Source organism: Streptomyces sp., assembly GCF_019510245.1.
Lineage (GTDB): Bacteria > Actinomycetota > Actinomycetes > Streptomycetales > Streptomycetaceae > Streptomyces.
In genome coordinates this window covers 1-26,381 of the sequence record NZ_JAEKKT010000208.1, presented here as the reverse complement: position 1 = coordinate 26,381, position 26,381 = coordinate 1, and the positions used below count along the sequence as shown (strand labels likewise).

The window sequence follows — 26,381 nt, the reverse complement described above, 5'->3', positions numbered from 1 at the left end:
CGAACGGGCGTACCGGTTTCACCGTCAGCGCGGCCAGAGCTCCGGGTCCGGCGCGAACCGCAGCCGCAGCTCGCCGCCGCGCAGGGCCGCCCCGGCGACGGTGCAGCGGCGCAGGGCCGACGGCAGGGCGACGATCCGGCGGAAGCCGCCCACGGTGATGACGACCTCGTCGCCGCGCCGGACGAGGTCGAGGTCGTCCCGTATCGCGCCGGGCAGCGGGACGTGCCAGACGAGGACGCCGTCCTCCTCGATCCGGTCGGCGACGGGCCACTCGACCGGGGCGGGCGCGGTGTTGACGCCGGGCACGGCGAGCGCGGCGAGGTCGTCGGCGCCGCGCGGGTCGTGCCCGAGGTGGGCGACCGCGGTGACGTCGTACGCCTCCCCCCACTCCGCGAGGGCCTTGCGCTGCTGGGCGACGAGGGCGTGCAGGGGGGTGGCCTCGGGCAGCACGCGGTTGGCGACCAGGGTCGCGGCGGGCAGGCCGCGCAGGGCGAGGCCGAGGCGGGCGGTGCGGACGGCGTCGGCGCCGGCCGGGCCGGGTTCGGCGACCAGGCGTACGGCGGTGCGGCGGTCGGCGAGGACGGCCTCCACGGCGGCCAGCTCGGTGTCCCAGCGGGCGGCGGTCTCGTAGAGCCAGTCGGCGGGCATCGGGACGCCGGCGAGACGGCCGAGGACCGGGCGCAGGGCGCGGGCCGCCTGCCGCTCCGGCGGGAGCAGGCGGCGCAGGTAGCGGCGGAGCTCCTCGGGGAGCGAGAGGAGGGCGAGCGCGCGGGGGGCGGGCGGGAGGTCCACGACGAGCAGTTCGTAGCGCTCGGAGAGGGCCGCGTCGCGCAGGGCGCGAAGGAAGGAGAGTTCCTCGGCGCCGGGGAGGGGGGTGAGTTCCTCGGCGTCCAGGCGGGATGCGCCGAGGAGGTCGAGGACGTTCGCGGCGCGGGTCTGGAAGGCGGTGAGGTCCTCGCGGAAGCGGGCGGCGGCGTCGGGGCGCCAGGCGGTGAGGGTGGGGGTGAGGCGGGTGGGCTCCGGTCCTGTCGCCGCGCCCAGGGCGGCGCCGAGGGTGTCCGTGCGGTCGGCGCTCAGGACGAGGGTGGGGGTGCCGTCGGCCGCGGCGCGCAGGGCGGTGGCCGCGGCGACGGTCGTACGGCCGCTGCCGCCGGGGCCGGTGATCAGGATGGTGCGCATGAGGGTGAACCGTAACGGACGTCCAGGTGAGCCCTCAGCGGGCGCAGGTGTCACTTGCCGGCGCCGGCAGTGGGGCTGTGAAGCGCCCCGCAAGGGGCGCTGGGGGTACCCCCGGCCGAAAGGCTGGGGGAGGAACTGCGCGACCAGCCCCCACCGGCCCGCACCCGGGGTGCTACGCGTACCCCCCGCGACGCGCCCCTACCTCACTTCTCCCCCGACTCGACCCTCTTCTTCAGCCCCGCCAGCGCCCGGTCGATGATGACCTTCTCCGCCTTGCGCTTGATCATCCCGAGCATCGGGATCTTCACGTCGACCGTCAGCGAGTACGTGACCTCGGTCGAACCCGCGCCCGCCGGCTTCAGGAGGTACGAGCCGTCCAGGGAGCGGAGCATCTGGGACTTCACCAGCGTCCAGGAGACCTCGTTGTCACCGGTCCACGTGTACCCGAGGACCTGGTCGTCCTTGATCGCACCGGCGTCCATGACCAGGCGGACCTGCTCGGCACGGCCCTGGGCGTCGGTCTTCAGGACCTCCGCCTCCTTCACTTCGCCGGTCCAGTCCGGGTACCGCCCGAAGTCGGCGATCACCGCCATGACGTCGGCCGGGGCCGCCTCGATCGTGATGTTCGAGCTGGTGTGTTCCGCCATCGCCGTGGCTCCTCCAGATGCGGGCCGGTGGGACCGGTGGGACGAGTAAGGGGGTCGGCGTGCGCGGGCGTGCGCACACGCGTGCCGCGTGAAGGCTACCGCGCGTCCGACCAGCCGACTTCACCCCCTGTCCGCGGCCGTCACCATTCCAGCGCCCAGGGCCGGCCGGTACCGGCGAAGTGCCCGACGTTCACGCACTCGGTGGCCCCGATCCGCATCCGCTTCACCAGCGGCTGGTGGACGTGTCCGAAGAGCGAATACCGGGGGCGGGTGCGGCGGATGGCGTCCAGCAGCGCCCGGCTGCCCCGTTCGAAACGGCGCGCGACCGTGTCGTAGACCAGCTCCGGCACCTCCGGCGGGATGTGCGTGCACAGCACGTCGACCTCGCCGAGCGCCTCGATCTTCGCCGCGTACTCCTCGTCGGAGATCTCGTAGGGGGTGCGCATGGGGGTGCGCAGGCCGCCGCCGACGAAGCCGAAGACCCACCCGCCGATCTCGACCCGCTCGCCGTCCAGGACGGTGGTGCCCGGGCCCGCGTACTCCCGCCACAGCGGCGGCATGTCGACGTTGCCGTAGGTCGCGTACGTCGGTGTCGGGAACGCCGCGAACATCTCGGCGTACTGCTTGCGCACCGCCTTCTCGATCGCCGTCGCCCGGTCCATGCCGATCCCGCCCCACAGCCGGGCGCCGAGTTCCCGGGCCTCCTCGAAGCGCCGGGCGGTGCGGAGTTCGACGAGGCGGTCGGCGTTCTCGACGCCGAACAGGTCGGGGAAGATGCCGCGGGAGTGGTCGGCGTAGTCGAGGAAGAGGACCAGGTCGCCGAGACAGATCAGGGCGTCGGCGCCGTCGCCGGCTCTGGCCAGGTCACGGGCGTTGCCGTGCACGTCGCTGACCACGTGGACGCGGGTCCTTGGGATGCCGGAGGGTGTGGCTGCCATGGTGATCAAGCGTAGGCCTGTGCGGCAAACGTGAACAGGCGATGGCCGCGCCCGCGGTTACTGGTCAGTCACTAAAGCCGTGGACTACCGTACGCGAAGGAACACCAACCTGTGTGACGCACCGAACATCTCGCCGGACCCCCCTGTCGAAGAAGCCATACCGGCGGGTAACGTCCGGGCAGTCCAGTCGTGCTCAGGAATTCAACCAACGGATCTCCCAGCCCGTGGCGAAGCCCTGAGCACCTGCCCGAGCCTTGGACCGCACCGTCGCATCGCACAACGTCGTGGCGTCGGCGCCCTATGAGGAGCAGCAGTCTTGCGCGAGTTCAGCCTTCCGGCTTTGTACGAGGTCCCCGCGGACGGCAATCTGACCGACATCGTCCGCAGAAACGCCGCGCAGCATCCGAACGTAGCCGTCATGGCCCGCAAGGTCGCCGGTGTCTGGCAGGACGTGACCGCCACCGCCTTCCTGGCGGAGGTGCACGCGGCGGCGAAGGGCCTCATCGCCTCCGGCATCCAGCCGGGTGACCGGGTGGGCCTGATGTCCCGCACCCGCTACGAGTGGACGCTCCTCGACTTCGCGATCTGGAGCGCCGGCGCGGTCACCGTGCCGGTGTACGAGACCAGCTCGCCGGAGCAGGTGCAGTGGATCCTCAGCGACTCCGGCGCGACCGCCTGCATCGTCGAAGTCGACGGCCACACGGCCGCCGTCGAGTCGGTGCGCGAGACGCTGCCCGCCCTCAAGCACGTCTGGCAGATCGAGGCCGGCGCGCTGGAGGAACTCGGCAGACTCGGCCAGGGCGTCACCGACGCCACGGTCGACGAGCGCAGCTCGCAGGCGAAGGCGGACGACCCGGCGACCATCGTCTACACGAGCGGTACGACCGGCCGCCCCAAGGGCTGTGTCCTCACCCACCGCGCCTTCTTCGCGGAGTGCGGCAACATCGTGGAGCGGCTGCGCCCCCTGTTCCGCACCGGCGAGTGTTCGGTCCTGCTCTTCCTCCCGCTCGCGCACGTCTTCGGCCGCCTGGTCCAGATCGCCCCGATGATGGCGCCGATCAAGCTGGGCTGCGTCCCGGACATCAAGAACCTCACCGACGAACTGGCCGCCTTCCGGCCGACGCTGATCCTCGGCGTCCCGCGCGTCTTCGAGAAGGTCTACAACTCGGCGCGCGCCAAGGCGCAGGCGGACGGCAAGGGCAAGATCTTCGACAAGGCCGCGGACACCGCGATCGCGTACAGCAAGGCGCTGGACACCCCGTCGGGCCCGACGCTCGGCCTGAAGATCAAGCACAGGACCTTCGACAAGCTCGTCTACAGCAAGCTGCGCGCGGTGCTCGGCGGCAGGGGCGAGTACGCCATCTCCGGCGGCGCCCCGCTTGGCGAGCGCCTGGGCCACTTCTTCCGCGGCATCGGCTTCTCGGTCCTGGAGGGCTACGGCCTGACCGAATCGTGTGCGGCGACCGCGTTCAACCCCTGGGACCGGCAGAAGATCGGCACGGTCGGGCAGCCGCTGCCCGGCTCGGTGATCCGCATCGCGGACGACGGTGAGGTGCTGCTGCACGGCGAGCACCTGTTCAAGGGGTACTGGAACAACCCGGCCGCAACCGCCGAGGCGCTGGCCGACGGCTGGTTCCACACCGGGGACATCGGCACCCTGGACGAGGACGGCTACCTCAGGATCACCGGCCGCAAGAAGGAGATCATCGTCACCGCGGGCGGCAAGAACGTCGCCCCGGCCGTGATCGAGGACCGGATCCGCGCGCACGCGCTGGTCGCGGAGTGCATGGTGGTGGGCGACGGGCGGCCGTTCGTGGGCGCGCTGGTCACCATCGACGAGGAGTTCGTGGGCCGCTGGGCGGCCGACCACGGCAAGCCGGCGGGTTCCACCGCGGCGTCGCTGCGTGACGACCCGGATCTGATCGCGGCGATCCAGGACGCGGTCGACGACGGCAACGCCGCGGTGTCGAAGGCGGAATCGGTGCGGAAGTTCCGCATTCTGTCCTCCCAGTTCTCGGAGGAGTCGGGCCACCTGACGCCGTCCCTGAAGCTCAAGCGTAACGTGGTGGCGAAGGACTACGCGGACGAGATCGAGGCCATCTACCAGAAGTAGAGCGGCGCTCGGGGCATCCTCCCGGTGCTCAGAAGTCCTCGGCGAGAACCCGTTCCATCGCCCGCTCGGCGAGCGCGGTGATGGTGACGAACGGGTTCACGCCGATGTTCCCCGGCACGAGCGAGCCGTCCGTGACGTACAGCTTCGAGTACCCCTTCACCCGGCCGTAGTCGTCGGTCGCCTGCCCCAGGACGCAGCCGCCGAGCGGGTGGTAGCAGAAGTCGTCCGCGAACACCTTGCTGCCGGACCCGAACAGGTCGTACCGGTAGATCGTCGCGTTGGCCGAGTTGATCCGGTCGAAGAGCTTCTTGGCCATGGCGACCGAGACCGCGCTCTGGGCAGCGGTCCAGCCCAGCTTCACCGCGTCGCTCGCGGAGTCGTAGGTGAAGGACGCCCGTTGCGGGTTCTTGGTGATCGCCAGGTACAGGCTGACCCAGGTCTCGAAGCCGATGGGCAGCGGGGCGATCTCCGCGAAGACCGGGTTGTCGGTGTTGGCCCAGTCGTCGATGCCCATGACCGGCATGGTCGCCTGGTTGGCGCCGGTGGTGTCCCAGATGTGGTTGGCGCGCCCCAGCATGGTGTTGCCGTTGGTGCTCCAGCCCGCCCCCACACGGGAGTTGAGCGCGGGCAGCGCCCCGGTGTCCCGGGCCCGGACGAGCAGCTCGGTGGTCCCGAGGCTCCCGCCGCCGAGGAACAGGTAGGTGCAGCTGTACTGCTTGCTCTCGACGACGGCTCCGGTGGTGTCGATCCGGTCGACGCTCAGGACGTACGACCCGTCGCTCGCCCGCGTGACGGCCTTCACCTTCTCCAGGGTGTGGATCGTGAGGTTGCCGGTGCCGAGGGCGGCGGCGAGGTAGGTCTTGTCGAGACTCTTCTTGCCGTGGTTGTTGCCGTAGATGACCTCCTGGGCGAGCGCGGACTTGGTGGCGGTGCCGGCGGCCTCCTGCTGCATGTACCCGAAGTCGTAGACGTTGGGTACGAAGGTGGTCTTGAGCCCGGTGTTGGCGGCGGCCTTCCGGGAGGTCCGGGTGAACTGGTACCACTCGGTCGACTCGAACCAGGTGGGGTCGACGCTGTTGACGCCGAGCATGGTGCGGGCGCGCGGGAAGTACGTGTTGTACATCGCGGTCGCGTCCACGGTGGGGAACTGCTCGGTGAAGTACGACTGGAGCGGGGTCACGGCCATCCCCCCGTTGACCAGCGACCCGCCGCCGACACCCCGCCCGACGTACACGGACATGTTGTCGTAGTGCACGCGGTCGAGCACTCCCGGATAGGCGGTGATGTCCTTGTTGACGACGTCCAGCCAGAGGAAGGTGGCGAGCGGGGCCTCCGTGCGGGTCTTGAACCACATGGACCGCTTGTCCGGGGCGGCGGTGGAACAGAAGATCTTGCCGTCGGAGCCGGCGGTGTTCCACAGCTGGCCCATCTCGAGCATGAGGGTGCGCACCCCGGCCTGTCCGAGGCGCAGCGCGGCCACGGCCCCGCCGTACCCCGAACCGACCACGATCGCGGGCGCGTTGTCGACGTCGGCCGCTTCCTCGGCGGCCTGCGCCGACTGGAGCCCGACACGGGTGAGACCGGCCGCTGCGGCGGTCTGGAGGGCGATCACGCCCAGGATGTGACGCCTAGTCAGCTGACGCTGCATCAGTTTTGCTGTCATGCGCGCAGCATGTGCGGATTTTCGGCTTCCGCCTAGAGCTACGGCAACAACAGCGCCCCGTCAGGGGCGCGGGGAACTGCGCGACCGGCCCCCACCGCCCCGCAGGCGAACAACGGCCTCAAAGCGCCCTACAGCAACTCCTTCAGCCTCTCCGCAAGGAGATCCCACCGCCACCGTTCCTCGACCCACCGCCGCCCGCGCGAGCCCATCCGCTGACGCAGCTCGGCATCACCCAGCAGCACCACGATGCGCTCGGCGGCCTCCTCGGGGGACCCGCCTCGCACCACCCACCCGGTCTCCCCGTCGAGGACCGCGTCCGGCGCACCCCCCGAATCCCCCGCCACCACCGGCAGCCCGGTCGCCGAGGCCTCCAGGTACACGATCCCGAGCCCCTCCACGTCCAGCCCGCCCCGCCGGGTCCGGCACGGCATGGCGAACACGTCACCCGCACCGAAGTGCGCGGGCAGCTCGGCCCACGGCACCGCCCCCGTGAACCGCACCGACGCCTCGACCCCGGTCTCCCGGACCAGCCGCCGCAGCTCCTTCTCGTACGGCCCGCCGCCCACGATCAGCAGCACCGCGTCCGGCTCGGCGGCCAGGATCAGCGGCATCGCGAGGATCAGCGTGTCCTGCCCCTTGCGCGGCACCAGCCGCGACACGCACACGACCACCGGCCGGTCGGTCAGCCCCAGCCGCGCCCGCACCGCGTCCCCGCCCGACCCCGGATGGAAGGTCTTCTCGTCCACCCCCGGCGGCAGCTGCACCATCCGCCCCGCCGCCTCGGCACTGAGCGCGGTCGCGATCCGGGACCGCGTGTACTCGCCGAGATAGGTGATCGTGTCGGTCGCGTCCCCGATCCGCCCGAGCAACTGCCGCGCCGCGGGCAACTGCGCCCAGCCCGCCTCGTGCCCGTGGGTCGTGGCGACCAGCCGCTCCGCCCCCGCCTTCCGCAGCGCCGGCGCCATCAGGCCCAGCGGAGCCGCCGCCCCGAACCACACCGACGTGCACCCGTGCTCCCGCAGCAGCCCGACCGCCGTCCGGGTCGCCCCGGGCGTCGGCAGCAGCATCGTCGTACGGTCGCGTACGACGGCGAAGGGCTGCTCCGCGTCGAACGCGGCGGTGGCCTCGGCGCCCTCCCGCCCCCGCTTCCAGGTGGACGCGTAGACGACGAGCCGCTCGGGGTCCAGGCGCAGCGCCATGTTGTGCAGGAAGGCCTGGATACCGCCCGGCCGGGGCGGGAAGTCGTTGGTCACGACCAGGGTCTTGTTCATCGGCGCCGACCCTACCCGCACAGTGTGTTCGGCCACGCTTCATGGCCCCCGCACAGGACGTCGGGAGATCATGTGGCCCACTCGACACGGCGATGCCGACGGACAGGGGCTCAGGTGGACAGGACGGGCGGGCGGCGTGCCCTGGTGTTGCCGCTGGTCACCTGGGGTGCCACGCGGCTGGTGCTGCTGTTGTTCGTCCTGAAGGTGTTCGTGTTCCCGGGCGCGGACGTCACCAGCGACGTCTCCGTCATCTACCAGGGCTGGTACGAGGTCCTGCGGCACGGGACGTTTCCGCTGGACGACGTCACCTGGCAGTACCCGCCCGCGGCCGCCCTCGCGATCCTCTCCCCCGGCCTCCTCCCCTTCCTGGACTACCCGACCGCCTTCTTCGTCCTGGCCTGCCTGTCCGACCTGGTGGTCCTCTCCCTCCTGCTCCACACCGGCCCGCGACCCGGCCGCACCCTGCGCGGCGCCTGGGTCTGGGTGCTGGGCGTCCCGCTCCTCGGCCCGACCGTCTACTCCCGCTACGACCTGATGGTCACCGCCGTCGCCGTCGCCGCCCTGCTCGCCGGAGCCCGGCACCCCCGGATCGCGGGCGCCCTCGTCGGCTTCGGGGCGATGGTGAAGGTGTGGCCGGCGCTGCTCCTGGTGGGTGCTGTGAGGCGGCGGGTCTGGGGAGCCGCGGCGGTCACGGCGGGCGCGGTCGGCGCGCTGTTCGCGGTGGCCATGCCCGGCGCGTTCGCCTTCCTGACCTTCCAGCGGGACCGGGGCACCGAGGTGGAGTCCCTCGGCGCGCTGGTCTTCCACGTCGCCCGGCACTTCGGCTGGCACGGCGAGGTGCTGCTCAACTACGGCTCGATCGAATTCCTCGGCCCGCACGTGCAGGCGGTGAGCACGGCGGCCCTGCTGCTCACCGCGCTCGCGTTCGGCTGGCTGCTGCTGTGGCGGCTGTCGGCGGCCCGCTTCCGCTCCCACACGCTCGCGGACGCGGCCTTCACCGCAGTCCTGATGTTCACGATCACCAGCCGGGTGATCAGTCCGCAGTACATGGTGTGGCTGGTGGGTCTGGCCGCCGTCTGCCTCTGCTTCCGTGCCGGCCGCATGACCCTCCCGGCCGTCCTGGTCCTTCTGGCGGCCTTCGTGACCGTCCTGGAGTTCCCGGCCGGCTTCTCGCACGTCGTGGTCAGCGACTGGTACGGCATCACCCTGCTGCTCCTGCGCAACGGCCTGCTGCTCGCGGCCACGGTCACGGCGGCCCGCGCACTGTGGCGCTCCACGGTGACCGAGGACGCCGCCGCCCCCGTCCCCGCTCGGGCGGCCGGCGCGGAGGAGACGCCGGTCTCCTCCTGAGCCCGGCGGCGAACGGCTCAGTCGCCCAGCTGCGCCTTCAGGTAGCCCCGCCAGCGGGCGGTGAAGTCCGGCAGGGTCGTGCCCAGTTCCGTCCTCAGGGCGTCCTCCACCGCGCCCGCGCGTTCCTTGTGCGCGCCGACGGCCCGGTAGAAGGCGCCGAGCTTCTCCTCGCCCCAGTGCGCGGCGATCATCCGGCAGGCCAGCCAGCCGCCCTCGTAGGCCTGGGCCAGTCTGGTGGGGTCGTCGGTGAAGCCGAAGTCCTGGTCGGCGGGAAGGTCTTCGGGGGCGTCTCCGGCCTCGACGGCGCGGGCGAGTTCGGGGGCCGCCTCGGTGGGTGTGCGGCCGGTGCCGAGGTAGCCGATCCAGTCGGCGTAGCCCTCGGAGAGCCAGAGCGGGGTGGCGACGGTGGTGTGGGCGCGGGTGGCCACGTGCGTCGTCTCGTGGGTGAGGACGACCTGTCTGCCGACCGCGCCGAGGACGGCGTAGGCCTCCGGGTTGAGGATGACCCGGTCCGCCGGGGCCTGGCCGGAGCCTCCCGCCTCGCCGGTGGTGACGGCGGCGATGCCCTTGTAGTTGGAGGCGGGGGCGCCCAGCAGGCCGGCCATGCCGTTCAGCGAACCGGGGACGAGCAGCACCACCCGCTGCGTCCAGTCCGTGCCCCAGGCCTTGGAGACCTCGGGGACGGCGGTGTCGGCGAGGCGGGCGTAGCCGCGCAGGGTGGTGCGGGACTGGCCGACGCCGAGGACGAGGGTGCGGGTGCTCCTGACGGCGGTCACCTTGCCCTGGTCCCAGAGCTGCTGCCCGGACTTTTCGGCGGGCCTGTCATAGGTGACATACCACTGTCCGTCGGCGGTGCGGCTGAGGGTCAGCGCCCGGTCCGTCGTCACCGGCGCCTTGTCGTAGCCCTGTATCCGGTAGCTGAGCTGCGCGCCGGCGGTGGCCCGGGCGCCGTCGGGGTGGAGGGAGGTCAGCCGGTAGCTCCAGGCCGCGAGCGGTACGGCGCGCAGGTTCGCGTACGAGCTCCGGGTGCCGGTCTCGGCGTACGCCTGCTCGTCGTGGCCGAGGACCGCGGCCGAGCGGCGGTCCAGGACCCGCTGCACCTCGGCCATCGCCGTGCCGGTCGGCGCCTGTCCGCCGCCGCATCCGGCCAGCGGCAGGAGCAGCAGACACAGCCCCACCGCTCCTGAGCGCCACGCCCGTCCACGACCAGCCACTTTCCGATCGTACGGGCAGCAGCCCGGAAGTCAGGGCCGGGTGACGGAGGAGACCGGCATCATTCCGATGGGGTCGTAGCGGACCGGGGCGCCGGGGTAGGGGGCGTGGATGACCTGGCCGTTGCCGACGTACATGGCCACATGGCTGGCGTCGGAGCGGTAGACGACCAGGTCACCGGGTTGCGCCTGGGAGAGCGGGACCTGGTGGCCGGCGTGGCGCTGCTCCTGCGAGGTGCGTGGCAGGTGGATTCCGGCGTGCGCGTACGCCCACTGCATCAGGCCCGAGCAGTCGAAGCCGGAGGGGCCGCTGGCGCCCCAGACGTACGGCCTGCCGAGGGCGGAGCGGGCGGCGGCGATGGCGGCGGCGGCACGGCCGTCGGGGACGGCGGCGCCGGAGAGGTCGGGCAGGTCGGCGCGGTCGGCGCCGCGGGAGGCGTGCTCGAAGGCGACGCGGTCGGCTGCGGGCATCGCGCTGAGCAGTTGCCGGGCCCTGGCGAGCTTCCGCTCCACGGTGGCCTTGTGGGAGGCGACCGCCTTGCGGCTCTTCTCCAGCTCGGCGAGTTTCCCGGCGGCCTCGGCGCGCTCCTGGGCGAGTTCGCGCATCGCCGTCCGGAGCCGCCTGAGCTGTCCGGCCTGGCGGGCGTCGACGCGGTCGAGGAGGGAGGCCCGGTCGAGATAGTCCTGGGGGTCGTCGGAGAACAGCAGGGCCACGGTGGGGTCGATGCCGCCGGAGCGGTACTGCGCGCCGGCGAGCGAACCGAGCGCCTCCCGCATGGTGTTGATGCGCTGCTGCTGGCGGGCGATGCGGTCCTGGGACTCGTTCACCTCGCGGCGCAGCGTGCCGGCCCGCTCGTCGGCCTTGTCGTAGGCCTGGGTCGCCTCCTCGGCCTGCTGGTACAGCCGGTCCACCTCGGCACGGGCGTCGGCGTGCGGGGCGGCACTGGCCTGCCCGGCGCCGAGCGCGGCGGCCGCGGCCGAGAGCGCGCAGAGAGCGGCACCGGCGCCCCGGTTGAACCCGGACGACGGTGTGAGACGGCGATGAGACCCCACGGCGGTCCTTCTGCTGGCGGACGGGAACCGCTTCCCACGGCGCGGGGCACGGAGATGCCCCGGCGCCGGAGGAAACGCGCCAGACCATAGCCGCGCGACCGCACCCCGGCCAAAGACCTCGGCGGCCACGCAACGTGACGCCCCGCCGCTGACGCAGGTCACCGGCGGGGCGCGGAGTCAGTCTCGGTTGCCGGGATTCGCCCGTTCGGGCGCCACCGTGAGTTGATCTTCGGCCGTACGGGTGTCGGGGTAACCCGGTGGGGTCGGATGCGGAACCCGGTGCGGTCAGATACGGACGCCGAACTCGAAGGTCATGTCGCTCATCGCCTCGTAGCGGACCACGGCGCCGGTGTGCGGGGCGTGCAGCACCTGACCGTTGCCGGCGTAGAGGCCGACGTGGTGGTAGTCGCCGTAGAAGATGACGAGGTCGCCGACCTTGAGGTCGCTCGCGCTGTAGATGCGGGTACCGGCGTTGGCCTGCGCCTCGGAGGTGCGGGGTATGGTCACGCCGGCCTGGGCGTAGGCCCAGGAGGTCAGGCCCGAGCAGTCGAAGGAGGACGGGCCGGAGGCGCCGTAGACGTACGGGGAGCCGATCACGGACTGGGCGGCGGCGAAGGCGGCGGCGGCCCGGCTGGAGGCGGAGCCCGTGTTGCCGAGGTCGACGCGGGAGGAGGCGCGGCTGGCGGCCTGGGCCTGCTCGGCGTCGAGGGCGGCCTTCTCCTTGGCGGTCAGCGTGTTGAGCAGCTTCTGCGCGTCGGCGAGCTTGGACTGGACGGCGGGCCAGTTCGCGCTGTTTGTCCTGAATCTTCTTCAGGGCCTCGACCTGCTGGCTGCTCAACTGGTCGAGCGTGGAGGCCTTGTCGAGGTAGTCGTCCGGGTCGGACGAGAGGAAGAGCTGGACCGACGGGTCGATGCCGCCCGAGCGGTACTGCGCGGTGGCCAGCGAACCGAGGCTGTCCCGCAGCTTGTTGAGGTCCTCCTGCCCACGAGCCACGTTGTCCTGGATCGTGGAGATCTCCTTCTGCAGCTTCTGCTGCTTGTCCTTGGCGCCGTCCAGCTTCTCGGTGGCCTGCTCGGCCTCCTCGTAGAGCTTGTCGACCTTCGCCTTGACCTCGTCCTTGGTCAGCTTCTCGCCGGGCGCCGCGTTGGCGGCGTTGGCGCTGAGGACTACGGCGGCGGCCGCTGCGGTGGTGAGCACGGTCACGCGCGCACGGCTCGGCTGCTTGGGTCGACGATGGGACGCCACGGAGACGGGCTCCTTCGTTTGAGTGATCACCCGTGTGGAGGTTCGAGGCCAGACCCTAGTGACCTACCTGTGATCAGTTCAAACCCAGCAGCCAAAAAAGTGGTCACGCAACGCACTCTTTGCACATAACTCACGAGCAGTAATGCGCGATTGACGCTACGTTGCGTGACGGTTCGGTCAATTCGGGCATTGCATATGCGGGTTGCACGTTCAGGACAGTCGCTTCAGAAGCATCGCAGAAGCGACCGGCCGGGCACCCGCCTTCGCGACCCCGTCGGCGACCTCGCGGTCGGTCGAGGCGACGATCACCGGGCGGCCCGGCGGCTCGGCGCGCACCAGCTGACGGATCAACTCGTCCGCGGTGACGCCGGGCTTGGAGAAGAGGACGCGGACCCCGCGCGGCGGGGCGAGCAGCACCGGCGCGGCCAGCTCGGCGCCGTCGAAGACGCAGGTGACCTCGGCGCCGGTCTGCGCGGCGAGCTGGGAGAGCTGGCCGAGCAGCCGAAGCCGCTGCTTCTCCAGCGGCATCTGCGGATAGCCGGTCTTGGTCACGTTGTAGCCGTCGACGACCAAGTGGGCCTGGGGCAGGGCGAGCAACTGGTCGAGGATGGCCGGGTCGTGCTCGGACAGCGCTCGCGCCGCGATGTCCTTCGGGGTCATTCGTCCCGGTTCGACCGCGTCCACGGTCTCGGCGGGCCGCACCGACACCGGCGGCAGGGCCAGCTCCCGGCGCAGCCCCTGGGCCGCGTCGAGGACGGTGTCGAGCAGCAGCCGCAGCCGCATGTCCTCGACGCTGCGCCCCTCGCGGGCGGCCCGGCGGCTGGCCTCCAGGGCCGCCTCGACCTCGCCGAGCCGGGCCTTGAGCCGCCGGCTCTCGCTCTCGGCGGCGGACACCAGGGACTGCCCCTCGGCCCGCCCCGCCTCCATCTCGGCCTGCAGCTTGCGCAGCGCAGCCTCACCGCGCTTGACGTCGCTCAGCGCGGCCCGCAGCTTGCGGTGAAGCGATTCCGCTTCCTTCTTCGCCGTGTCCAGCTCGGTGCGCAGCCGCTCCGTCTCGGACCGGGTCTGCTCCCGGGCCCGGTCCAGCTCCTCGCGCAGCCGCTCCAGTTCGGCCCGGCTCTCCTCGTCGGCCCGCTCGGCGTCGGCCCGCTGGGCCTCCTCGCCGGCCGCCGCCACGAGCTTCACCCAGCCCGCGGGGCGCAGTACATAGGCCGCGGCCGCCACATCGAGCGGGTCCGCGGCCGGGGGCGGGGAGCCGGAGTCCAGGGCGCCGGCCAGTTCCGGCTGGGCCTCTCTCAGCTTCTCCCCGATCCGCTGCCGGAAGAGGGTGTCCGTCTCCAGCGCGGCGGCCATGGCGTTCCCGGCGAACTTGGCCCGGCGATTCGGGGCGAAGCGGGCGTACTGGCGCAGCTGGGCGGGCAGTTCGGCGAGGGTCAGCCCGCCGAACCCGTCCGACACGATCTGCACGACCCGCCGTCGCACGCCGTCGGGCAACGGACGGTCAAGCACCTCGGCGGTGCCGTCGCCCGGCCCCCCGCCTGTGGTCTCCACCATCCGTCACACCCCATCACCTGTACGGGGCCGGCTCCCGCTCTCAGGAGTCGGCGCCCGGCCTGTCCACGAGTTCCACCTGGTCCACCGCGTTGCACCAGCGGCAGCGCACCGACTCGATGGTCTCACTGACCACCTCGCGCTCCTCGACCTTCGGCTCACCGGCCAGGTCGAGGTGGACGTACTCGACCACCTTCGACGAGCGGGTCACGTCGAAGCGCGTGAGGTTGCCGCAGAGGGTGCAGCGCCACCGCGTCGTGGCGGTCGGCAGGGGAACCGTCATCGTGGCTTGTTCGCTTCCTTCTAGTGTCCGTGACGCGCCGTCCCGACGCGTGTGGCTCGTAACCCTACGGCCTGGCGGGTAGTCGACGCCGCCCCGTCCACGGCGGCGAGGCGATCTGCACCACTGCGTCCCGTTACGCCATGCTCTATGTCCATGATCGGCAACTGGAACACGACGGCGGCCCGGACCCTGCGGAGCCTGCGGGGCACGTCCGCGCCCATGACGTACACCCTGATCGCCGTGTGCTGCCTGATCTTCGTGCTCGGCCCCGCCTCCGGCTTCACCCCGTCCTACGGCACCGGAGAGGCCCTCGCGACGGCCCAGCGGGCGTATTTCCGGCACTGGGGGGTGGTCCCCGCCGACCTGTTCGACGGTCCGGCGCGGAAGGCGCTCACCCCGGCCACGGCGCTGTTCATCCACGGCAGCTGGGTGCACCTGCTCGGCAACATGCTCTTCCTCTTCGTCTTCGGGGCGATGACCGAGGAACGGATGGGCCGCGTGGAGTTCACTCTCTTCTACGTCGGCTGCGGCTATCTCGCGCTGCTCGGCTACGCGGCCGCCAACGCCACGTCCCAGCAGTCGCTGGTGGGCGCGTCCGGGGCGATCTCGGCGGTCCTCGGAGCGTTCCTGTACCTGTTCCCCAGCGCCCGCGTCACCAGTCTCCTCCCCTTCCTCTTCTTCCTCCCGCTCCGGTTCCCGGCCTGGGTGGTCCTCCCCTTCTGGGCGGCCCTCCAGTGGCTGGCCCTGAACCAGGCTCCCTCCGGCCCCGGCGTGGCCTACCTCGCCCACCTGGTCGGCTTCGGACTCGGGTTCGGCTACGCGTGGGTGCGGTACAGAAAAAAGAAGGGCGCTTCGCGCGGCCTCGGAAGGGCGGTGGCGGGCGACGGGCGGGCGACTAAAGTGAAGGTCGCCCCAGCTCCGGCACCCGAGGGAGAGAACCAGCCGTGATCACCGCGATCGTCCTCATCAAGACCAGCGTGGACCGGATCCCCGAGATCGCGGAACGGATCGCCGCGCTGGAGAGCGTCAGCGAGGTCTTCTCCGTCACCGGTACGTACGACCTCATCGCCATGGTCCGGGTGAAGCAGCACGAGGACCTGGCCGAGGTCATCCCCGGCTCCATCAGCAAGATCCCCGGTGTGGAGGCCACGGACACGCACGTCGCGTTCCGCACGTACTCCCAGCACGACCTGGAGGCGGCGTTCGCGATCGGCCTGGACAGCTAGCGCCCCGTAAGGGGCGCCGGGGGTGCCCCCGGCCGAAGGCTGCGGGAGGAACTGCGCGACCAGCCCCCACCGGCCGGCAGTGTGGTCCCCTGCGGGTGCGTCGTGGCTTGTCGCGCGGTTCCCCGCGCCCCTTTGGGGCGCGGCCTCTGAGGTCGGTCGGATCACACCGCCGGGACGCAGCGGCCGTCCTCCGTGCGGTAGGACCACTTCGCGCCGTCGGCGACCAGTTCCCGCACGGCGTTCACGAAGCGCTCCACGTGCTCGTCCGGCGTCCCCGCCCCGAAGCTCACCCGGATCGCGTTGAGGGACTTCTCGCCCGGTGCCGCCTCCGGCGCCCCGCACTCGCCCTGGGTCTGGGGGTCGGAGCCCAGCAGGGTCCTGACCAGCGGGTGGGCGCAGAAGAGGCCGTCGCGGACGCCGATGCCGTACTCGGCGGAGAGGGCGGCGGCGAAGTGGGAGCTGTTCCAGCCGTCCACCACGAAGCTGATCACGCCGACGCGGGGGGCGTCGTCGCCGAAGAGGGAGAGGACCCGGACCTCGGGCACCCCGGCCAGCCCTGCCCGCACCTTCTCGATCAGGTGCCGCTCACGGGCGACCAGCGTGTCGAAGCCGGCCTCGGTGAGCGCCTTGCAGGCGGCGGCGATGGAGTAGGCGCCGATGACGTTGGGCGACCCGGCCTCGTGCCGCGCGGCGCTCTCGTGCCACTCCACGGTCACTCCCCCGTCCTCGCGCCGGGTGACCTTGCGGCTGGCGCCGCCGCCCGCGAGGTACGGCTCGGCGGCCCGCAGCCAGTCGGCGCGGCCGGCCAGGACGCCGGAGCCGAAGGGGGCGTACAGCTTGTGGCCGGAGAAGGCGACCCAGTCGACGTCCAGGTCCCGGACGGAGACGGGGTGGTGCGGGGCCAGCTGCGCGGCGTCCAGGACGATCCGGGCGCCGTGCGCGTGCGCGGCGGCCGCGAGCTCCCGTACGGGCCACAGCTCGCCGGTGACGTTGGAGGCGCCGGTGACGCAGACCAGGGCCGGGCCGTGGGGGTCGCGGCCGGCGAGCGCGCGTTCCAGGGTCGCGACGGCCTGGCGCGGGGTGCGGGGCGCGTCGAGGTAGGTGACGCGGGCGTCCTGCCACGGCAGCAGGGAGGCGTGGTGCTCGGTCTCGAAGACGAAGACCTGGCAGTCGGCGGGGAGGGCACGGGCCAGGAGGTTCAGGGAGTCCGTGGTCGAGCGGGTGAAGACCAGCTGGTCGTCGGGGCGGCAGTCGAGGAACTCGGCGACGGTCCGGCGGGCGTTCTCGAAGAGGTCCGTGGAGAGCTGGGAGAGGTAGCCGGCGCCGCGGTGGACGCTGCCGTAGTAGGGCGCGTACGCCGCCACGTCGTCCCAGACCCGCTGGAGGGCGGGGGCGCTGGCCGCGTAGTCGAGGGCGGCGTAGGTGACCTCGCCGCCGGTGACGAGCGGGACGGTGACATCCCGGCCCAGAACGGGCAGGGGGGCACAAACGGACTGGGCGGAGGCAGCGGTGGAGACGGACATGGGTGAACTCCCGTGTGAGCAGGTGAGATCCGCCGTGCGAGCGGACGCGCTCAAGCAGCGGCGGGGGAAAAGGGGGATGCGGAGGCGGGGCTCTGCGGCCCTATCGCATTCGCTTGCTCACGGAAGGCTCCTCGACGACCAGGACCCCTGGTGCTTCGAGGGGTCCGCGCTTGCCGTGGACCTCGCTGCCCGCGGCCTGGTCTTCACCCGGGGCACCCCGCCACGGACGGAGGGTTGCCGGACAGTCGGCCGGGGCCTCATGACTGTCACTCATGACCTGGGAAAAACGTAGGTGAAGTGATCGCGGACGCGCAACTCGTGTCCGGATGACGGAACGGGGGGGGAGCCGACGCTCAGGATTGTTTCCGCCGCAACGCGACCAGCCCCGACGGCGCAGTGCGGCGGCGCCGTTCCGCGCCTCGGCCCCTGACGGCGCCGCCCCTACTTGTGCGTCGCCGCCGCCCAGCGCTCCAGGACCCGCTTGGCCGCACCCGAGTCGATCGACTGCGCCGCCCTGTCCATGCCGGCGCGGAGCTGCTCCGCCAGCGACCCCGTGCCCGGGTCCAGGGCCACCAGCGCCGCCGCCGAGTTCAGCAGCACCGCGTCCCGTACCGGGCCCTGCTCGCCGTCCAGGAGGCGGCGGGCGACCTCCGCGTTGTACGACGGGTCGCCGCCCCGCAACGCCTCCACGGGGACCAGGTCGATGCCGACGTCCCGGGGGTCGAAGGTCTCCTCGGTGACCTTGCCGTCGCGGACCGTCCAGACGCGGGACGTGGCGGTCGTCGTCAGTTCGTCGAGGCCGTCGTCGCCGCGGAAGACGAGGGAGGAGTGGCCGCGTTCGGCGAAGACGCCCGCGACGACGGGGGCCATGCGGGGGTCCGCGACGCCGACCGCCTGGGCCCGCACTCTGGCGGGGTTGGTCAGCGGGCCGAGGATGTTGAAGACCGTGCGGATGCCCAGCTGACCGCGTGCGGCGCCCGCGTGGCGCAGCGCAGGGTGGAACTTGATGGCGAAGCAGAAGGTGATGCCGGCCTCCTCGGCGACCTCGGCGACCCGCTGCGGGGTCAGGTCGAGGTTGACGCCGAGCTTCTCCAGGACGTCGGAGGCCCCGGACGCGGAGGAGGCCGCGCGGTTGCCGTGCTTGACGACCTTCGCGCCGGTGCCGGCCACCACGAGCGCCGACATCGTGGAGATGTTCACCGTCTTCGCGCCGTCGCCGCCGGTGCCGACGATGTCGACGGTGCGGCCCGGCACGTCGATGACGTTGGCGTGCTCGTACATCGTGCGGACGAGCCCGTTGATCTCCTCGACGGTCTCGCCCTTGGCCCGCAGGGCGACGACGAAGCCCGCGATCTGGGCGTCGGTGGCCTGGCCGCGCATGATCTGGTCCATCGCCCAGGCCGTGGCGTCGGCGCTCTGGTCCTGGCCGTACAGCAGCGCGTTCAGTACCTCGGGCCAGGAACGGCCCGCCGCGGTGTCGCCTCCAGCGGGGGTCACAGCGCTCATGAGGCCGCTCCTGATCGTCGTACGCGGAATAACCGGTTTCAGGGCCCACCCTATCCAGCTCCGGGCACGGCGAAGGGCCCCCGTCCGAGGTACGGACGGGGGCCCTTCGACCGTGGCGTGGCGACGCGGTCGATCAGTGGTGGCCGTGGCCGCTCGTGATCTCCTTGTACTCCTCGACGGTCGGCTTCGGGATCTGGTTGTCCTCGCCGTAGTAGGCGTTGCTCAGCTTGGCGCGGAGCTTCTCGGAGCCCTTGATCTTGCGCTCGACACCGTTCTCGTCGACCGCCGGGCCGACCTGGGCCGGCTCGTACTGGTGGTGCGCCGTGAGGGTGTGCAGCTGCTCCTGCGAGAGCGGCTCGTGGACCTCGATGAACTCACCGTGCGGCAGCCGCTTGATGATGCCGGTCTCACGGCCGTGCAGCACCTTGTCGCGGTCCCGGCGCTGCAGGCCGAGGCAGATCCGCTTGGTGACGATGAACGCGATCACCGGTCCGGCGAAGAAGAAGATCCGGACGAACCAGGTCACGTCGTTGATCGACAGGTGGAAGTGGGTGGCGAAGAGGTCGTTGCCACCACCGACCAGGCCCACCATGTACACCGTCACCCAGGCCACACCGAAGGCGGTACGGGTCGGGGCGTTGCGCGGGCGGTCCAGGATGTGGTGCTCGCTCTTGTCACCGGTGACCCAGGACTCGATGAACGGGTAGACCGCGATCGCCGCGAGGACCACACCGAACAGGATCAGCGGGATGAAGACGCCCAGGACCAGGGTGTGGCCCCAGAAGTTGATCTCCCAGCCGGGCATGTAGCGGATCAGACCCTCGGCGAAGCCCATGTACCAGTCGGGCTGGGCGCCGGTGGACACCTGGTCCGGACGGTAGGGGCCCATGGCCCAGATCGGGTTGATCGAGGCGATCGCCGCGATGGCCGCGATGACACCGAAGACCAGGAAGAAGAAGCCTCCGGCCTTGGCCATGTAGACCGGCAGCAGCGGCATGCCGACGACGTTCTTCTCGGTCTTCCCGGGACCCGCGAACTGCGTGTGCTTGTGGTAGAAGACCAGGATCAGGTGGCCCACCACCAGGCCGAGCATGATGCCCGGCAGCAGCAGGATGTGGATCGAGTAGAACCGGGCGACGAAGTCGTGGCCGGGGAACTGCCCGCCGAAGAGGAAGAACGAGATGTACGTGCCGACGATCGGCATGGACAGGATGGCGCCCTCGGTGAAGCGGACACCGGTGCCGGAGAGCAGGTCGTCCGGGAGCGAGTAACCGGTGAAACCGGTGAACATGCCGAGGACGAACAGCAGGAAGCCGAACAGCCAGTTGATCTCACGCGGCTTGCGGAACGCGCCGGTGAAGAACACACGCATCATGTGCACGAACATGCCGGCGAGGAAGATCAGCGCGGCCCAGTGGTGGATCTGCCGGATGAGCAGACCACCGCGCACGTCGAAGGAGATGTGCAGGGTCGAGCTGAACGCCTCGGACATCATCTGTCCCTGGAGCGGGACGTAGCTGCCGTGGTACACCACCTCGTTCATCGACGGGTGGAAGAACAGCGTCAGGTACACACCCGTCAGGATGATGATGATGAAGCTGTACAAGCACACTTCGCCCAACATGAACGACCAGTGGTCGGGGAAGATCTTGCGCATGTTGGACTTGGCCAGGGAGTAGATCCCGAGCCGTCCGTCGGCCCAGTCGGCGACGCGCTCGCCGGCCGGTGCCTTCCCGCGTTCGCGGGACTCGTTGTTCTCTGTAGTGCTCATCCGCGCTCCCAGAAGGCAGGACCGACGGGCTCCTCGAAGTCGCCGAGCGCTTGGAGGTAACCCTCTTCGCTCACGCCGATGCGCAGCTGCGGCAGGGCGTGACCGGCCGGGCCGAAGATCACTCGGGCACCGTCGGAGAGGTCGAAGGTGGACTGGTGGCACGGGCAGAGCACGTGGTGGGTCTGCTGCTCGTACAGGGAGATCGGGCAGCCCACGTGGGTGCAGATCTTCGAGAAGGCGACGATGCCTTCGTGCGACCACTCGAGCTCGCGCTTGTCCTTGATGTTGTCCGGCTGCAGCCGGATGATCATCAGGGCCGCCTTCGCCATCACGTTCTGGAAGTCCTCCTGGGACTCCTCCACGCCCTCGGGCTTGGCGAAGGTCAGCGAGCCGACGGCGACGTCGGAGGGACGCAGCGGCTCGTTGGTGTTCATGTTGACGAGCAGCTTGCCCTTCGACCACGCCGTGTGGCGCAGCGAGGTGCCGGGCAGCGGGCCGAGGTCGCGCAGCAGCACGACGCCGGAGAGCGGGACCAGGGTCAGCGCGCCGAACATCGTGTTGCGGATCAGCTTGCGCCGGCCGAGCGCCGATTCCTTGGCGCCCTGCTGGAAGTCGGCCAGAACCTTGGCCTTGACCTCCGGCGGGGCCGAGATGGCGTGCCGCTCGTCGGCGACCTCCACGTCGGACATCAGGGTGCGGGCCCAGTGGACCGCGCCCGCGCCGATGCAGAACAGCGCCGCGCCGAGGGTCAGGCCCAGGGCGAAGTTCAGGGCGCTGATGTGACCGATCGGGAAGACGAAGATCGACTTGTCTTTGGGGATCGTCACATAGGAGGCGATGAAGCCGACGGTGGCCAGCATCGACACCGTGAACAGCATGGCCACGACGCGCTCGGACCGCTTGGCGGCCCGCTCGTCGATGTCCTGGATCCGGTGCTCGTGCGGCGGCAGACCCGGGTCCGAGAACGGGTCCTTCTCGTCCGCCACACTCACGGCGGTGTGCGCGTGGTCCTGCTCAGCGGGCAGGTTCTCTTCTGGAATGTCTTGGCTACTCATGACTTCTTGGCCTTTGCGGTCCGAGCGGCGACCCAGACGGCGACCGCGATCAGTGCACCGAGACCGAAGATCCAGGCGAACAGACCCTCGCTGACCGGCCCGAGGCCGCCCAGGTTGAGACCGCCGGGGTTCTCCGTGTTGCTGCTGTTGACCGCGTTCAGGTACGCGATGATGTCCTTCTTGTTCTTCTCCGTCAGCGTGGTGTCGGGGAAGGACGGCATGTTCTGCGGGCCCGTCTGCATGGCCTCGTAGATGTGCTTCGGGTCGACGCCCTCAAGGCTCGGGGCGAACTTGCCCTTGGTCAGCGCACCTCCCGCGCCCACGAAGTTGTGGCACTGCGCGCAGTTGGTGCGGAAGAGCTCGCCACCCTTGGCGATGTCGGCACCGTCCGGGCCGTACTGCTCCTTGGTCGGAACCTCGGGACCGGCGCCCAGCGAGGCGATGTACGCCGCGAGCTGGTCGATCTGGGCCTGGGTGTAGATGTTCTTCTTCTTGACGACCTGCGGGCCCTGCGAGGTGGCGGCCGGCATACGGCCGGTGCCGACCTGGAAGTCGACGGCCGCGGCGCCCACGCCCACCAGGCTGGGGCCGTCGGACGAACCCTGACCGCCGGTGCCGTGGCAGCTGGCGCAACCGACCGAGTAGAGCTTCTTGCCCTCCTCGATGGTCAGGGACTGGGATGTTTCATCGGCCTGCGCCTTGCCCGCGGGTGCGAACGCGGCGTACAGCCCCCCTGTGCATGCCAGCGCGAGGAGTAGGACGACGACTGCCGCCAGCGGATGGCGTCGTCGTGCGGAGAGCTTTTTCACGGATTACCCCGGTGTCAGGATCTTCTGCGTCGATGCTTCTGGAAAGTGCGCTTCTACGGCGCGTGGTGCCGGCCCGGCTACTTGATCAGGTAGATCGTGGCGAACAGGCCGATCCAGACGACGTCGACGAAGTGCCAGTAGTAGGACACGACGATGGCCGCGGTCGCCTGCTCGTGCGTGAACCTCTTCGCCGCGTAGGTGCGCCCCAGGACGAACAGGAAGGCGATGAGGCCGCCCGTCACGTGCATGCCGTGGAAGCCGGTGGTCAGGTAGAACACCGAGCCGTACGGGTCGGAGGACAGCGAGATCCCGTCCTTCTTCACCAGCTCCGTGTACTCGTAGATCTGACCGCCGATGAAGATCGCACCCATGATGAAGGTGAGGATGAACCAGCCCCGGAGCTTCTTCACGTCCCCGCGCTCGGCGGCGAACACGCCGAGCTGGCAGGTGAGGGAGGAAAGCACCAGGATCGTGGTGTTGGTCGCGGAGAACGGAATGTTGAGATGGCTCGCCATCTCCTTCCAGTGATCCGGACCTGTCACCGATCGCAGGGTGAAGTACATCGCGAAGAGGGCCGCGAAGAACATCAGCTCGGAACTCAGCCAGATGATGGTTCCGACGCTGGTGAGGTTCGGCCGGTTGACCGACGGGTGCGCGTGCCCGGTATCTACTGTCGTTGCTGTCGCCACGACCGACATTATGTCGGTCGCTTATCTCGCGCTCACTCCGGGGGGTGCCGTTCGGAGTGTTCGCCCCCTGTGTAGTGCCCGGATGGCCCATCGAAGCGGTGTTCCAACAGGTGTTGACGAGGTGTTCAGGGGAGTAGCATCCGGCGCATCGGTCCTGTCCGTACGACGCCGACGTCTCGGAGGAACAATGCAGCCGACCGCCACGGTGCTGGTCTACAGCGACGACTCCAACACCCGCGAGCAGGTGCGGCTCGCCGCCGGCCGGCGGCCGGCTCCCGATGTGCCGTTCGTCGAGTTCGTGGAGTGCGCCACGCCTGCGGCGGTCCTCGCCGAGCTGGACAAGGGCGGGATCGACGTGTGCGTCCTGGACGGCGAGGCCGTGCCGATGGGGGGCATGGGGATGTGCCGGCAGATCAAGGACGAGGTGTTCAACTGCCCGCCGGTGCTGCTGCTCATCGGGCGGCCGCAGGATGCGTGGCTGGCCACGTGGAGCCGGGCGGACGCGGCCGTGACGCTGCCGGTGGAGCCGGTGGAGTTCGCGGGCGCGCTGGCTTCGCTGTTGCGGCAGAAGAGGCTGCAGAGCGCCTAGGAGGGCGGGGCGCGGGCCGAGTGCGCGCGTGCAGGCCGTGTGTGGCTTGTCGCGCAGTTCCCCGCGCCCCTGACGGGTCTCTTGCCGCTGGGGGCGTTTCAAAGGGCTGCCGGCTGCACTCTCGCCGCGTCCTGTGGCTTGGGGCCGTCCGGGGTGCCGTTGGTGAGGGCGCTGCCCTTGCGCCAGTCCTTCCAGGCGAGGTTCCAGTCGCCGAAGCCGTTGCCGAAGTTCTCCATCTCCTTGCCGTTGGAGTTGACGACCTTCACCAGGTCACCGGGGTGGAAGGTGTCGAAGAACCACTCGGCGTTCGAGGTGCTCATGCCGGTGCAGCCGTGGCTGACGTTCTCGTAACCCTGTGAGCCCACCGACCAGGGTGCGGCGTGCACGTACTCGCCCGACCAGGTGACCCGGGTGGCGTAGTAGACCGGCAGGTCGTAGGAGTCCGACGTGCCCTCCGCGATGCCGACCGTGCTGCCGCGCATCCGTACGAAGTACTGCTTCTCCAGGACGACCTTGACGCCGTTGCGGGTCTCGAAGCCCGGTTTGCCGGTGGTGACGGGGATCTGGTTGATCTCCTTGTCGTCCTTGTAGACCGTCAGCTGGTGGGCTGCCGCGTCCGTGACGGCGAGGAGCTTGGCGCCCGTGGTGATCTTGAGCGGAGCGGCCGGGCCGCCCCACAGGCGGTCGCTGATCCGGATGCCGTCCAGGTTGCTGTGCGCCTGAATGGTGGCGTGGGCGGGCCAGTAGTCCTTGGGCCGGTAGTGGAGTTCCTTGTCGCTCACCCAGTACCAGGAGCCCTCCACGGCCGGGACGGAGTCGACCCTGAGGGCGCGCTCGACGATGGCGCGCTGGGCCTTGTCCTTGATTGCCTGGTCGAGTTGGGCGGTGACCGGCTGGCCCACGCCGTACTCGCCGGCCTTGGGGCCGAAGGTGACCTTCAGCCGCTGCCGGGTGGCGGGCGTGTTGGTGTCGAAGGTGAGGGTCTTGCGGCCGGGCGCGCCATTCTCGTCCTCGGTGCTCACCTGGACCGTGTAGTGGGCGTTGGCGGCCAGCGGGGAGGTGCTGTGCCAGCGGCGGCCGTCGGCGTCGAGTTCGCCCGCCACGAAGCGACCTGTGGCGTCCTGGGCCGTGACGTCCGTGATGCGGTCCTCGTCGCTCTTGGCGACGACCTCCAGGGGCTTGTCGGGGTCGGCCCGCTTCCCCGCGCCGGTGGGCGTGTTGAAGGAGATCTGGTCCGCCGCGTCGTACGGCTTGTCCGCGAGGGGATTGCCGTCCGAACCGCAGGCGGTGACGCCCGCGCCGAGGGCGATCACCAGCAGGGTGCAGCTGACGACGGTACGGACGCACGGAGAGTGACTCATATTGTCACGCTATGAGATGTTTTCCGGACCGGCGATGCGGCTGGTCCGGACGGGGGACGGCCGCTGCGCCGAAGGCGCGAACGGGCCGGGAACGGCAGGAGCCCGGACCCTCCTGACGGAAAGTCCGGGCTCCTGCCGTGCTCTGCACGCGCCTACTGGGTGCGGTTCTCACCGCGGTAGTACTCGAACACCCAGCCGAAGAGGCCGATCATGATGATGGGTGCCGAGAAGTACAGCAGCCACCAGCCGACGGCGACACCGAGGAAGGCCAGCGCGCCGCCGACGCCCAGGGCGAGCGGCTGCCAGCTGTGCGGGCTGAAGAAGCCGATCTCGCCGGCCTCGTCCGCGACGTCGGCCTCCTTGTTGTCCTGGGCACCCGCGTCGACGCGCGAGGCGGTGAAGCCCAGGTAGAAGCCGATCATGATGCACAGGCCGAAGGCCAGGAAGAGTGCCGTGGTGCCGGCCGGTTCCTTCGACCACACGCCATAGACGATCGCGATGACGAGGACGAAGACACTCAGCCACACGAACATGCGGCCCTGGATCTTCACTTGCCGGCCTCCTTGCTGCCCGCGACAGCGGCGGCGGCGTGGCCGTGCTCCAGCTGCTCCAGGGCGGCGATCTCAGGGTGGTGCAGGTCGAACGCCGGCGATTCGCTGCGGATCCGCGGCAGGGTGACGAAGTTGTGCCGCGGCGGCGGGCAGGAGGTCGCCCACTCCAGCGAACGGCCGTAGCCCCACGGGTCGTCGACGCCGACCGGCTTGCCGTACTTGGCCGTCTTCCACACGTTGTAGAGGAACGGCAGGATCGACAGGCCGAGCAGGAAGGAGCTGATCGTCGAGATCGTGTTCAGGGTGGTGAAGCCGTCGGCCGCCAGGTAGTCGGCGTACCGGCGCGGCATGCCCTCGGCGCCCAGCCAGTGCTGGACCAGGAAGGTGCCGTGGAAGCCGATGAACAGCGTCCAGAAGGTGATCTTGCCGAGCCGCTCGTCCAGCATCTTGCCGGTCATCTTCGGCCACCAGAAGTGGAAGCCGGAGAACATCGCGAAGACGACCGTACCGAAGACCACGTAGTGGAAGTGGGCGACGACGAAGTACGAGTCGGAGACGTGGAAGTCCATCGGCGGCGAGGCCAGGATGACACCGGTCAGACCACCGAAGGTGAAGGTGATCAGGAAGCCGGTGGCCCAGAGCATCGGTGTCTCGAAGGACAGCGAGCCCTTCCACATGGTGCCGATCCAGTTGAAGAACTTCACACCGGTCGGGACCGCGATCAGGAAGGTCATGAAGGAGAAGAACGGCAGCAGCACACCACCGGTGACGTACATGTGGTGGGCCCACACCGTCA

The 26,381-nt window shown here is 70.4% G+C and carries 23 protein-coding genes, 1 pseudogene and 1 riboswitch; of the genes and pseudogenes, 5 read left to right on the top strand and 19 right to left on the bottom strand.

Annotated features, from left to right (window positions below):
* Positions 1-24: 24 nt before the first annotated feature.
* From JF597_RS41920 to JF597_RS41910, 3 genes are all read right to left on the bottom strand, one after another.
* Positions 25-1,179, bottom strand: a complete 1,155-nt coding sequence (locus JF597_RS41920) for an ArsA-related P-loop ATPase (protein WP_294009115.1) — start codon at positions 1,177-1,179, stop codon at positions 25-27.
* A 203-nt stretch (positions 1,180-1,382) separates the two neighbouring features.
* On the bottom strand, positions 1,383-1,826 hold the full coding sequence (locus tag JF597_RS41915; RefSeq protein WP_093503999.1) for an SRPBCC family protein: 444 nt from the start codon (positions 1,824-1,826) through the stop codon (positions 1,383-1,385).
* A 140-nt stretch (positions 1,827-1,966) separates the two neighbouring features.
* Positions 1,967-2,764, bottom strand: coding sequence for a metallophosphoesterase (locus JF597_RS41910; RefSeq protein WP_294009112.1), 798 nt, complete (start codon positions 2,762-2,764; stop codon positions 1,967-1,969).
* Positions 2,765-3,080: 316 nt separating this feature from the next.
* Between JF597_RS41910 and JF597_RS41905 the strand changes: the two genes are divergently transcribed.
* Positions 3,081-4,877: a long-chain fatty acid--CoA ligase gene (locus tag JF597_RS41905; RefSeq protein WP_294009110.1), complete on the top strand. Its 1,797-nt coding sequence runs from the start codon at positions 3,081-3,083 to the stop codon at positions 4,875-4,877.
* A 28-nt stretch (positions 4,878-4,905) separates the two neighbouring features.
* Here the strand turns inward: JF597_RS41905 and JF597_RS41900 are convergent, their stop codons facing one another.
* The gene (locus JF597_RS41900) at positions 4,906-6,540 is read right to left on the bottom strand and encodes a GMC oxidoreductase (protein WP_294009108.1); all 1,635 of its coding nucleotides are present in this window, start codon (positions 6,538-6,540) and stop codon (positions 4,906-4,908) included.
* A 128-nt stretch (positions 6,541-6,668) separates the two neighbouring features.
* Positions 6,669-7,811 carry a glycosyltransferase family 4 protein gene (locus JF597_RS41895; RefSeq protein ID WP_294009106.1) on the bottom strand — a complete coding sequence of 381 codons (1,143 nt, stop codon included), beginning with the start codon at positions 7,809-7,811 and terminating at the stop codon, positions 6,669-6,671.
* A gap of 114 nt (positions 7,812-7,925) precedes the next feature.
* Between JF597_RS41895 and JF597_RS41890 the strand changes: the two genes are divergently transcribed.
* The gene (locus JF597_RS41890) at positions 7,926-9,161 is read left to right on the top strand and encodes a glycosyltransferase family 87 protein (RefSeq protein ID WP_294009104.1); all 1,236 of its coding nucleotides are present in this window, start codon (positions 7,926-7,928) and stop codon (positions 9,159-9,161) included.
* A gap of 17 nt (positions 9,162-9,178) precedes the next feature.
* On the opposite strand, the gene JF597_RS41885 is transcribed toward JF597_RS41890, so the two are convergent.
* The 5 genes and pseudogenes from JF597_RS41885 to JF597_RS41865 all read right to left on the bottom strand — a co-directional run bounded on the left by JF597_RS41885 (position 9,179) and on the right by JF597_RS41865 (position 14,505).
* Positions 9,179-10,339 carry a hypothetical protein gene (locus JF597_RS41885; protein ID WP_294009102.1) on the bottom strand — a complete coding sequence of 387 codons (1,161 nt, stop codon included), beginning with the start codon at positions 10,337-10,339 and terminating at the stop codon, positions 9,179-9,181.
* 66 nt (positions 10,340-10,405) lie between these two features.
* Positions 10,406-11,425 carry a C40 family peptidase gene (locus tag JF597_RS41880; protein ID WP_294009100.1) on the bottom strand — a complete coding sequence of 340 codons (1,020 nt, stop codon included), beginning with the start codon at positions 11,423-11,425 and terminating at the stop codon, positions 10,406-10,408.
* Between the two features lie 285 nt (positions 11,426-11,710).
* Positions 11,711-12,671: pseudogene (locus tag JF597_RS41875) on the bottom strand (NlpC/P60 family protein).
* A 210-nt stretch (positions 12,672-12,881) separates the two neighbouring features.
* On the bottom strand, positions 12,882-14,225 hold the full coding sequence (locus JF597_RS41870; RefSeq protein ID WP_294009098.1) for an NYN domain-containing protein: 1,344 nt from the start codon (positions 14,223-14,225) through the stop codon (positions 12,882-12,884).
* Between the two features lie 40 nt (positions 14,226-14,265).
* Positions 14,266-14,505, bottom strand: coding sequence for a hypothetical protein (locus JF597_RS41865; protein ID WP_009309707.1), 240 nt, complete (start codon positions 14,503-14,505; stop codon positions 14,266-14,268).
* 153 nt (positions 14,506-14,658) lie between these two features.
* Here JF597_RS41865 and JF597_RS41860 point away from each other — a divergent pair, with 153 nt between their 5' ends.
* Positions 14,659-15,453: a rhomboid family intramembrane serine protease gene (locus tag JF597_RS41860; RefSeq protein ID WP_294009209.1), complete on the top strand. Its 795-nt coding sequence runs from the start codon at positions 14,659-14,661 to the stop codon at positions 15,451-15,453.
* Entirely contained in the window at positions 15,450-15,731 is a 282-nt protein-coding gene (locus JF597_RS41855; RefSeq protein WP_020137395.1) for an Lrp/AsnC ligand binding domain-containing protein, read from the top strand. The genes JF597_RS41860 and JF597_RS41855 overlap by 4 nt, the downstream gene beginning before the upstream one ends.
* Positions 15,732-15,892: 161 nt before the next feature.
* On the opposite strand, the gene JF597_RS41850 is transcribed toward JF597_RS41855, so the two are convergent.
* From JF597_RS41850 to JF597_RS41825, 6 genes are all read right to left on the bottom strand, one after another.
* On the bottom strand, positions 15,893-17,254 hold the full coding sequence (locus tag JF597_RS41850; protein WP_294009088.1) for an aminotransferase class V-fold PLP-dependent enzyme: 1,362 nt from the start codon (positions 17,252-17,254) through the stop codon (positions 15,893-15,895).
* A gap of 161 nt (positions 17,255-17,415) precedes the next feature.
* Positions 17,416-17,532, bottom strand: a riboswitch (SAM riboswitch).
* Between the two features lie 163 nt (positions 17,533-17,695).
* Positions 17,696-18,760, bottom strand: coding sequence for an anthranilate phosphoribosyltransferase (gene trpD / locus JF597_RS41845; protein ID WP_294009086.1), 1,065 nt, complete (start codon positions 18,758-18,760; stop codon positions 17,696-17,698).
* A 133-nt stretch (positions 18,761-18,893) separates the two neighbouring features.
* A complete protein-coding gene (locus tag JF597_RS41840; protein WP_294009084.1) occupies positions 18,894-20,531 on the bottom strand; it encodes a cytochrome bc complex cytochrome b subunit in 1,638 nt (545 codons plus the stop codon).
* Entirely contained in the window at positions 20,528-21,586 is a 1,059-nt protein-coding gene (locus JF597_RS41835) for a Rieske 2Fe-2S domain-containing protein (protein WP_294009082.1), read from the bottom strand. The genes JF597_RS41840 and JF597_RS41835 overlap by 4 nt, the downstream gene beginning before the upstream one ends.
* Entirely contained in the window at positions 21,583-22,395 is an 813-nt protein-coding gene (locus tag JF597_RS41830; protein ID WP_294009080.1) for a c-type cytochrome, read from the bottom strand. Before JF597_RS41830 ends, JF597_RS41835 begins: the two co-directional genes overlap by 4 nt.
* Before the next feature lie 77 nt (positions 22,396-22,472).
* The gene (locus JF597_RS41825; protein WP_294009078.1) at positions 22,473-23,093 is read right to left on the bottom strand and encodes a heme-copper oxidase subunit III; all 621 of its coding nucleotides are present in this window, start codon (positions 23,091-23,093) and stop codon (positions 22,473-22,475) included.
* 178 nt (positions 23,094-23,271) lie between these two features.
* On the opposite strand from JF597_RS41825, the gene JF597_RS41820 reads away from it, so the two are divergent.
* Positions 23,272-23,673 (top strand): hypothetical protein, encoded by a 402-nt coding sequence (locus tag JF597_RS41820; protein WP_294009076.1) that lies wholly within the window; start codon positions 23,272-23,274, stop codon positions 23,671-23,673.
* A 98-nt stretch (positions 23,674-23,771) separates the two neighbouring features.
* Here the strand turns inward: JF597_RS41820 and JF597_RS41815 are convergent, their stop codons facing one another.
* From JF597_RS41815 to JF597_RS41805, 3 genes are all read right to left on the bottom strand, one after another.
* Positions 23,772-25,034, bottom strand: a complete 1,263-nt coding sequence (locus JF597_RS41815; protein WP_294009074.1) for an Ig-like domain-containing protein — start codon at positions 25,032-25,034, stop codon at positions 23,772-23,774.
* A gap of 152 nt (positions 25,035-25,186) precedes the next feature.
* Positions 25,187-25,585 (bottom strand): cytochrome c oxidase subunit 4, encoded by a 399-nt coding sequence (locus JF597_RS41810; RefSeq protein ID WP_093503960.1) that lies wholly within the window; start codon positions 25,583-25,585, stop codon positions 25,187-25,189.
* A partial coding sequence (locus tag JF597_RS41805; protein WP_294009071.1) for a cbb3-type cytochrome c oxidase subunit I occupies positions 25,582-26,381 on the bottom strand: 800 nt, incomplete at its 5' end. The genes JF597_RS41810 and JF597_RS41805, both read right to left, overlap by 4 nt.

Coding starts and splice junctions, on each gene's coding strand:
- trpD (WP_294009086.1), bottom strand. CDS start 18,760: ATGAGCGCTGTGACCCCCGCTGGAGGCGACACCGCGGCGGGCCGTTCC.
- JF597_RS41865 (WP_009309707.1), bottom strand. CDS start 14,505: ATGACGGTTCCCCTGCCGACCGCCACGACGCGGTGGCGCTGCACCCTC.
- JF597_RS41920 (WP_294009115.1), bottom strand. CDS start 1,179: ATGCGCACCATCCTGATCACCGGCCCCGGCGGCAGCGGCCGTACGACC.
- JF597_RS41860 (WP_294009209.1), top strand. CDS start 14,659: ATGATCGGCAACTGGAACACGACGGCGGCCCGGACCCTGCGGAGCCTG.
- JF597_RS41820 (WP_294009076.1), top strand. CDS start 23,272: ATGCAGCCGACCGCCACGGTGCTGGTCTACAGCGACGACTCCAACACC.
- JF597_RS41825 (WP_294009078.1), bottom strand. CDS start 23,093: ATGTCGGTCGTGGCGACAGCAACGACAGTAGATACCGGGCACGCGCAC.
- JF597_RS41895 (WP_294009106.1), bottom strand. CDS start 7,811: ATGAACAAGACCCTGGTCGTGACCAACGACTTCCCGCCCCGGCCGGGC.
- JF597_RS41910 (WP_294009112.1), bottom strand. CDS start 2,764: ATGGCAGCCACACCCTCCGGCATCCCAAGGACCCGCGTCCACGTGGTC.
- JF597_RS41870 (WP_294009098.1), bottom strand. CDS start 14,225: ATGGTGGAGACCACAGGCGGGGGGCCGGGCGACGGCACCGCCGAGGTG.
- JF597_RS41850 (WP_294009088.1), bottom strand. CDS start 17,254: ATGTCCGTCTCCACCGCTGCCTCCGCCCAGTCCGTTTGTGCCCCCCTG.
- JF597_RS41840 (WP_294009084.1), bottom strand. CDS start 20,531: ATGAGCACTACAGAGAACAACGAGTCCCGCGAACGCGGGAAGGCACCG.
- JF597_RS41915 (WP_093503999.1), bottom strand. CDS start 1,826: ATGGCGGAACACACCAGCTCGAACATCACGATCGAGGCGGCCCCGGCC.
- JF597_RS41815 (WP_294009074.1), bottom strand. CDS start 25,034: ATGAGTCACTCTCCGTGCGTCCGTACCGTCGTCAGCTGCACCCTGCTG.
- JF597_RS41900 (WP_294009108.1), bottom strand. CDS start 6,540: ATGACAGCAAAACTGATGCAGCGTCAGCTGACTAGGCGTCACATCCTG.
- JF597_RS41835 (WP_294009082.1), bottom strand. CDS start 21,586: ATGAGTAGCCAAGACATTCCAGAAGAGAACCTGCCCGCTGAGCAGGAC.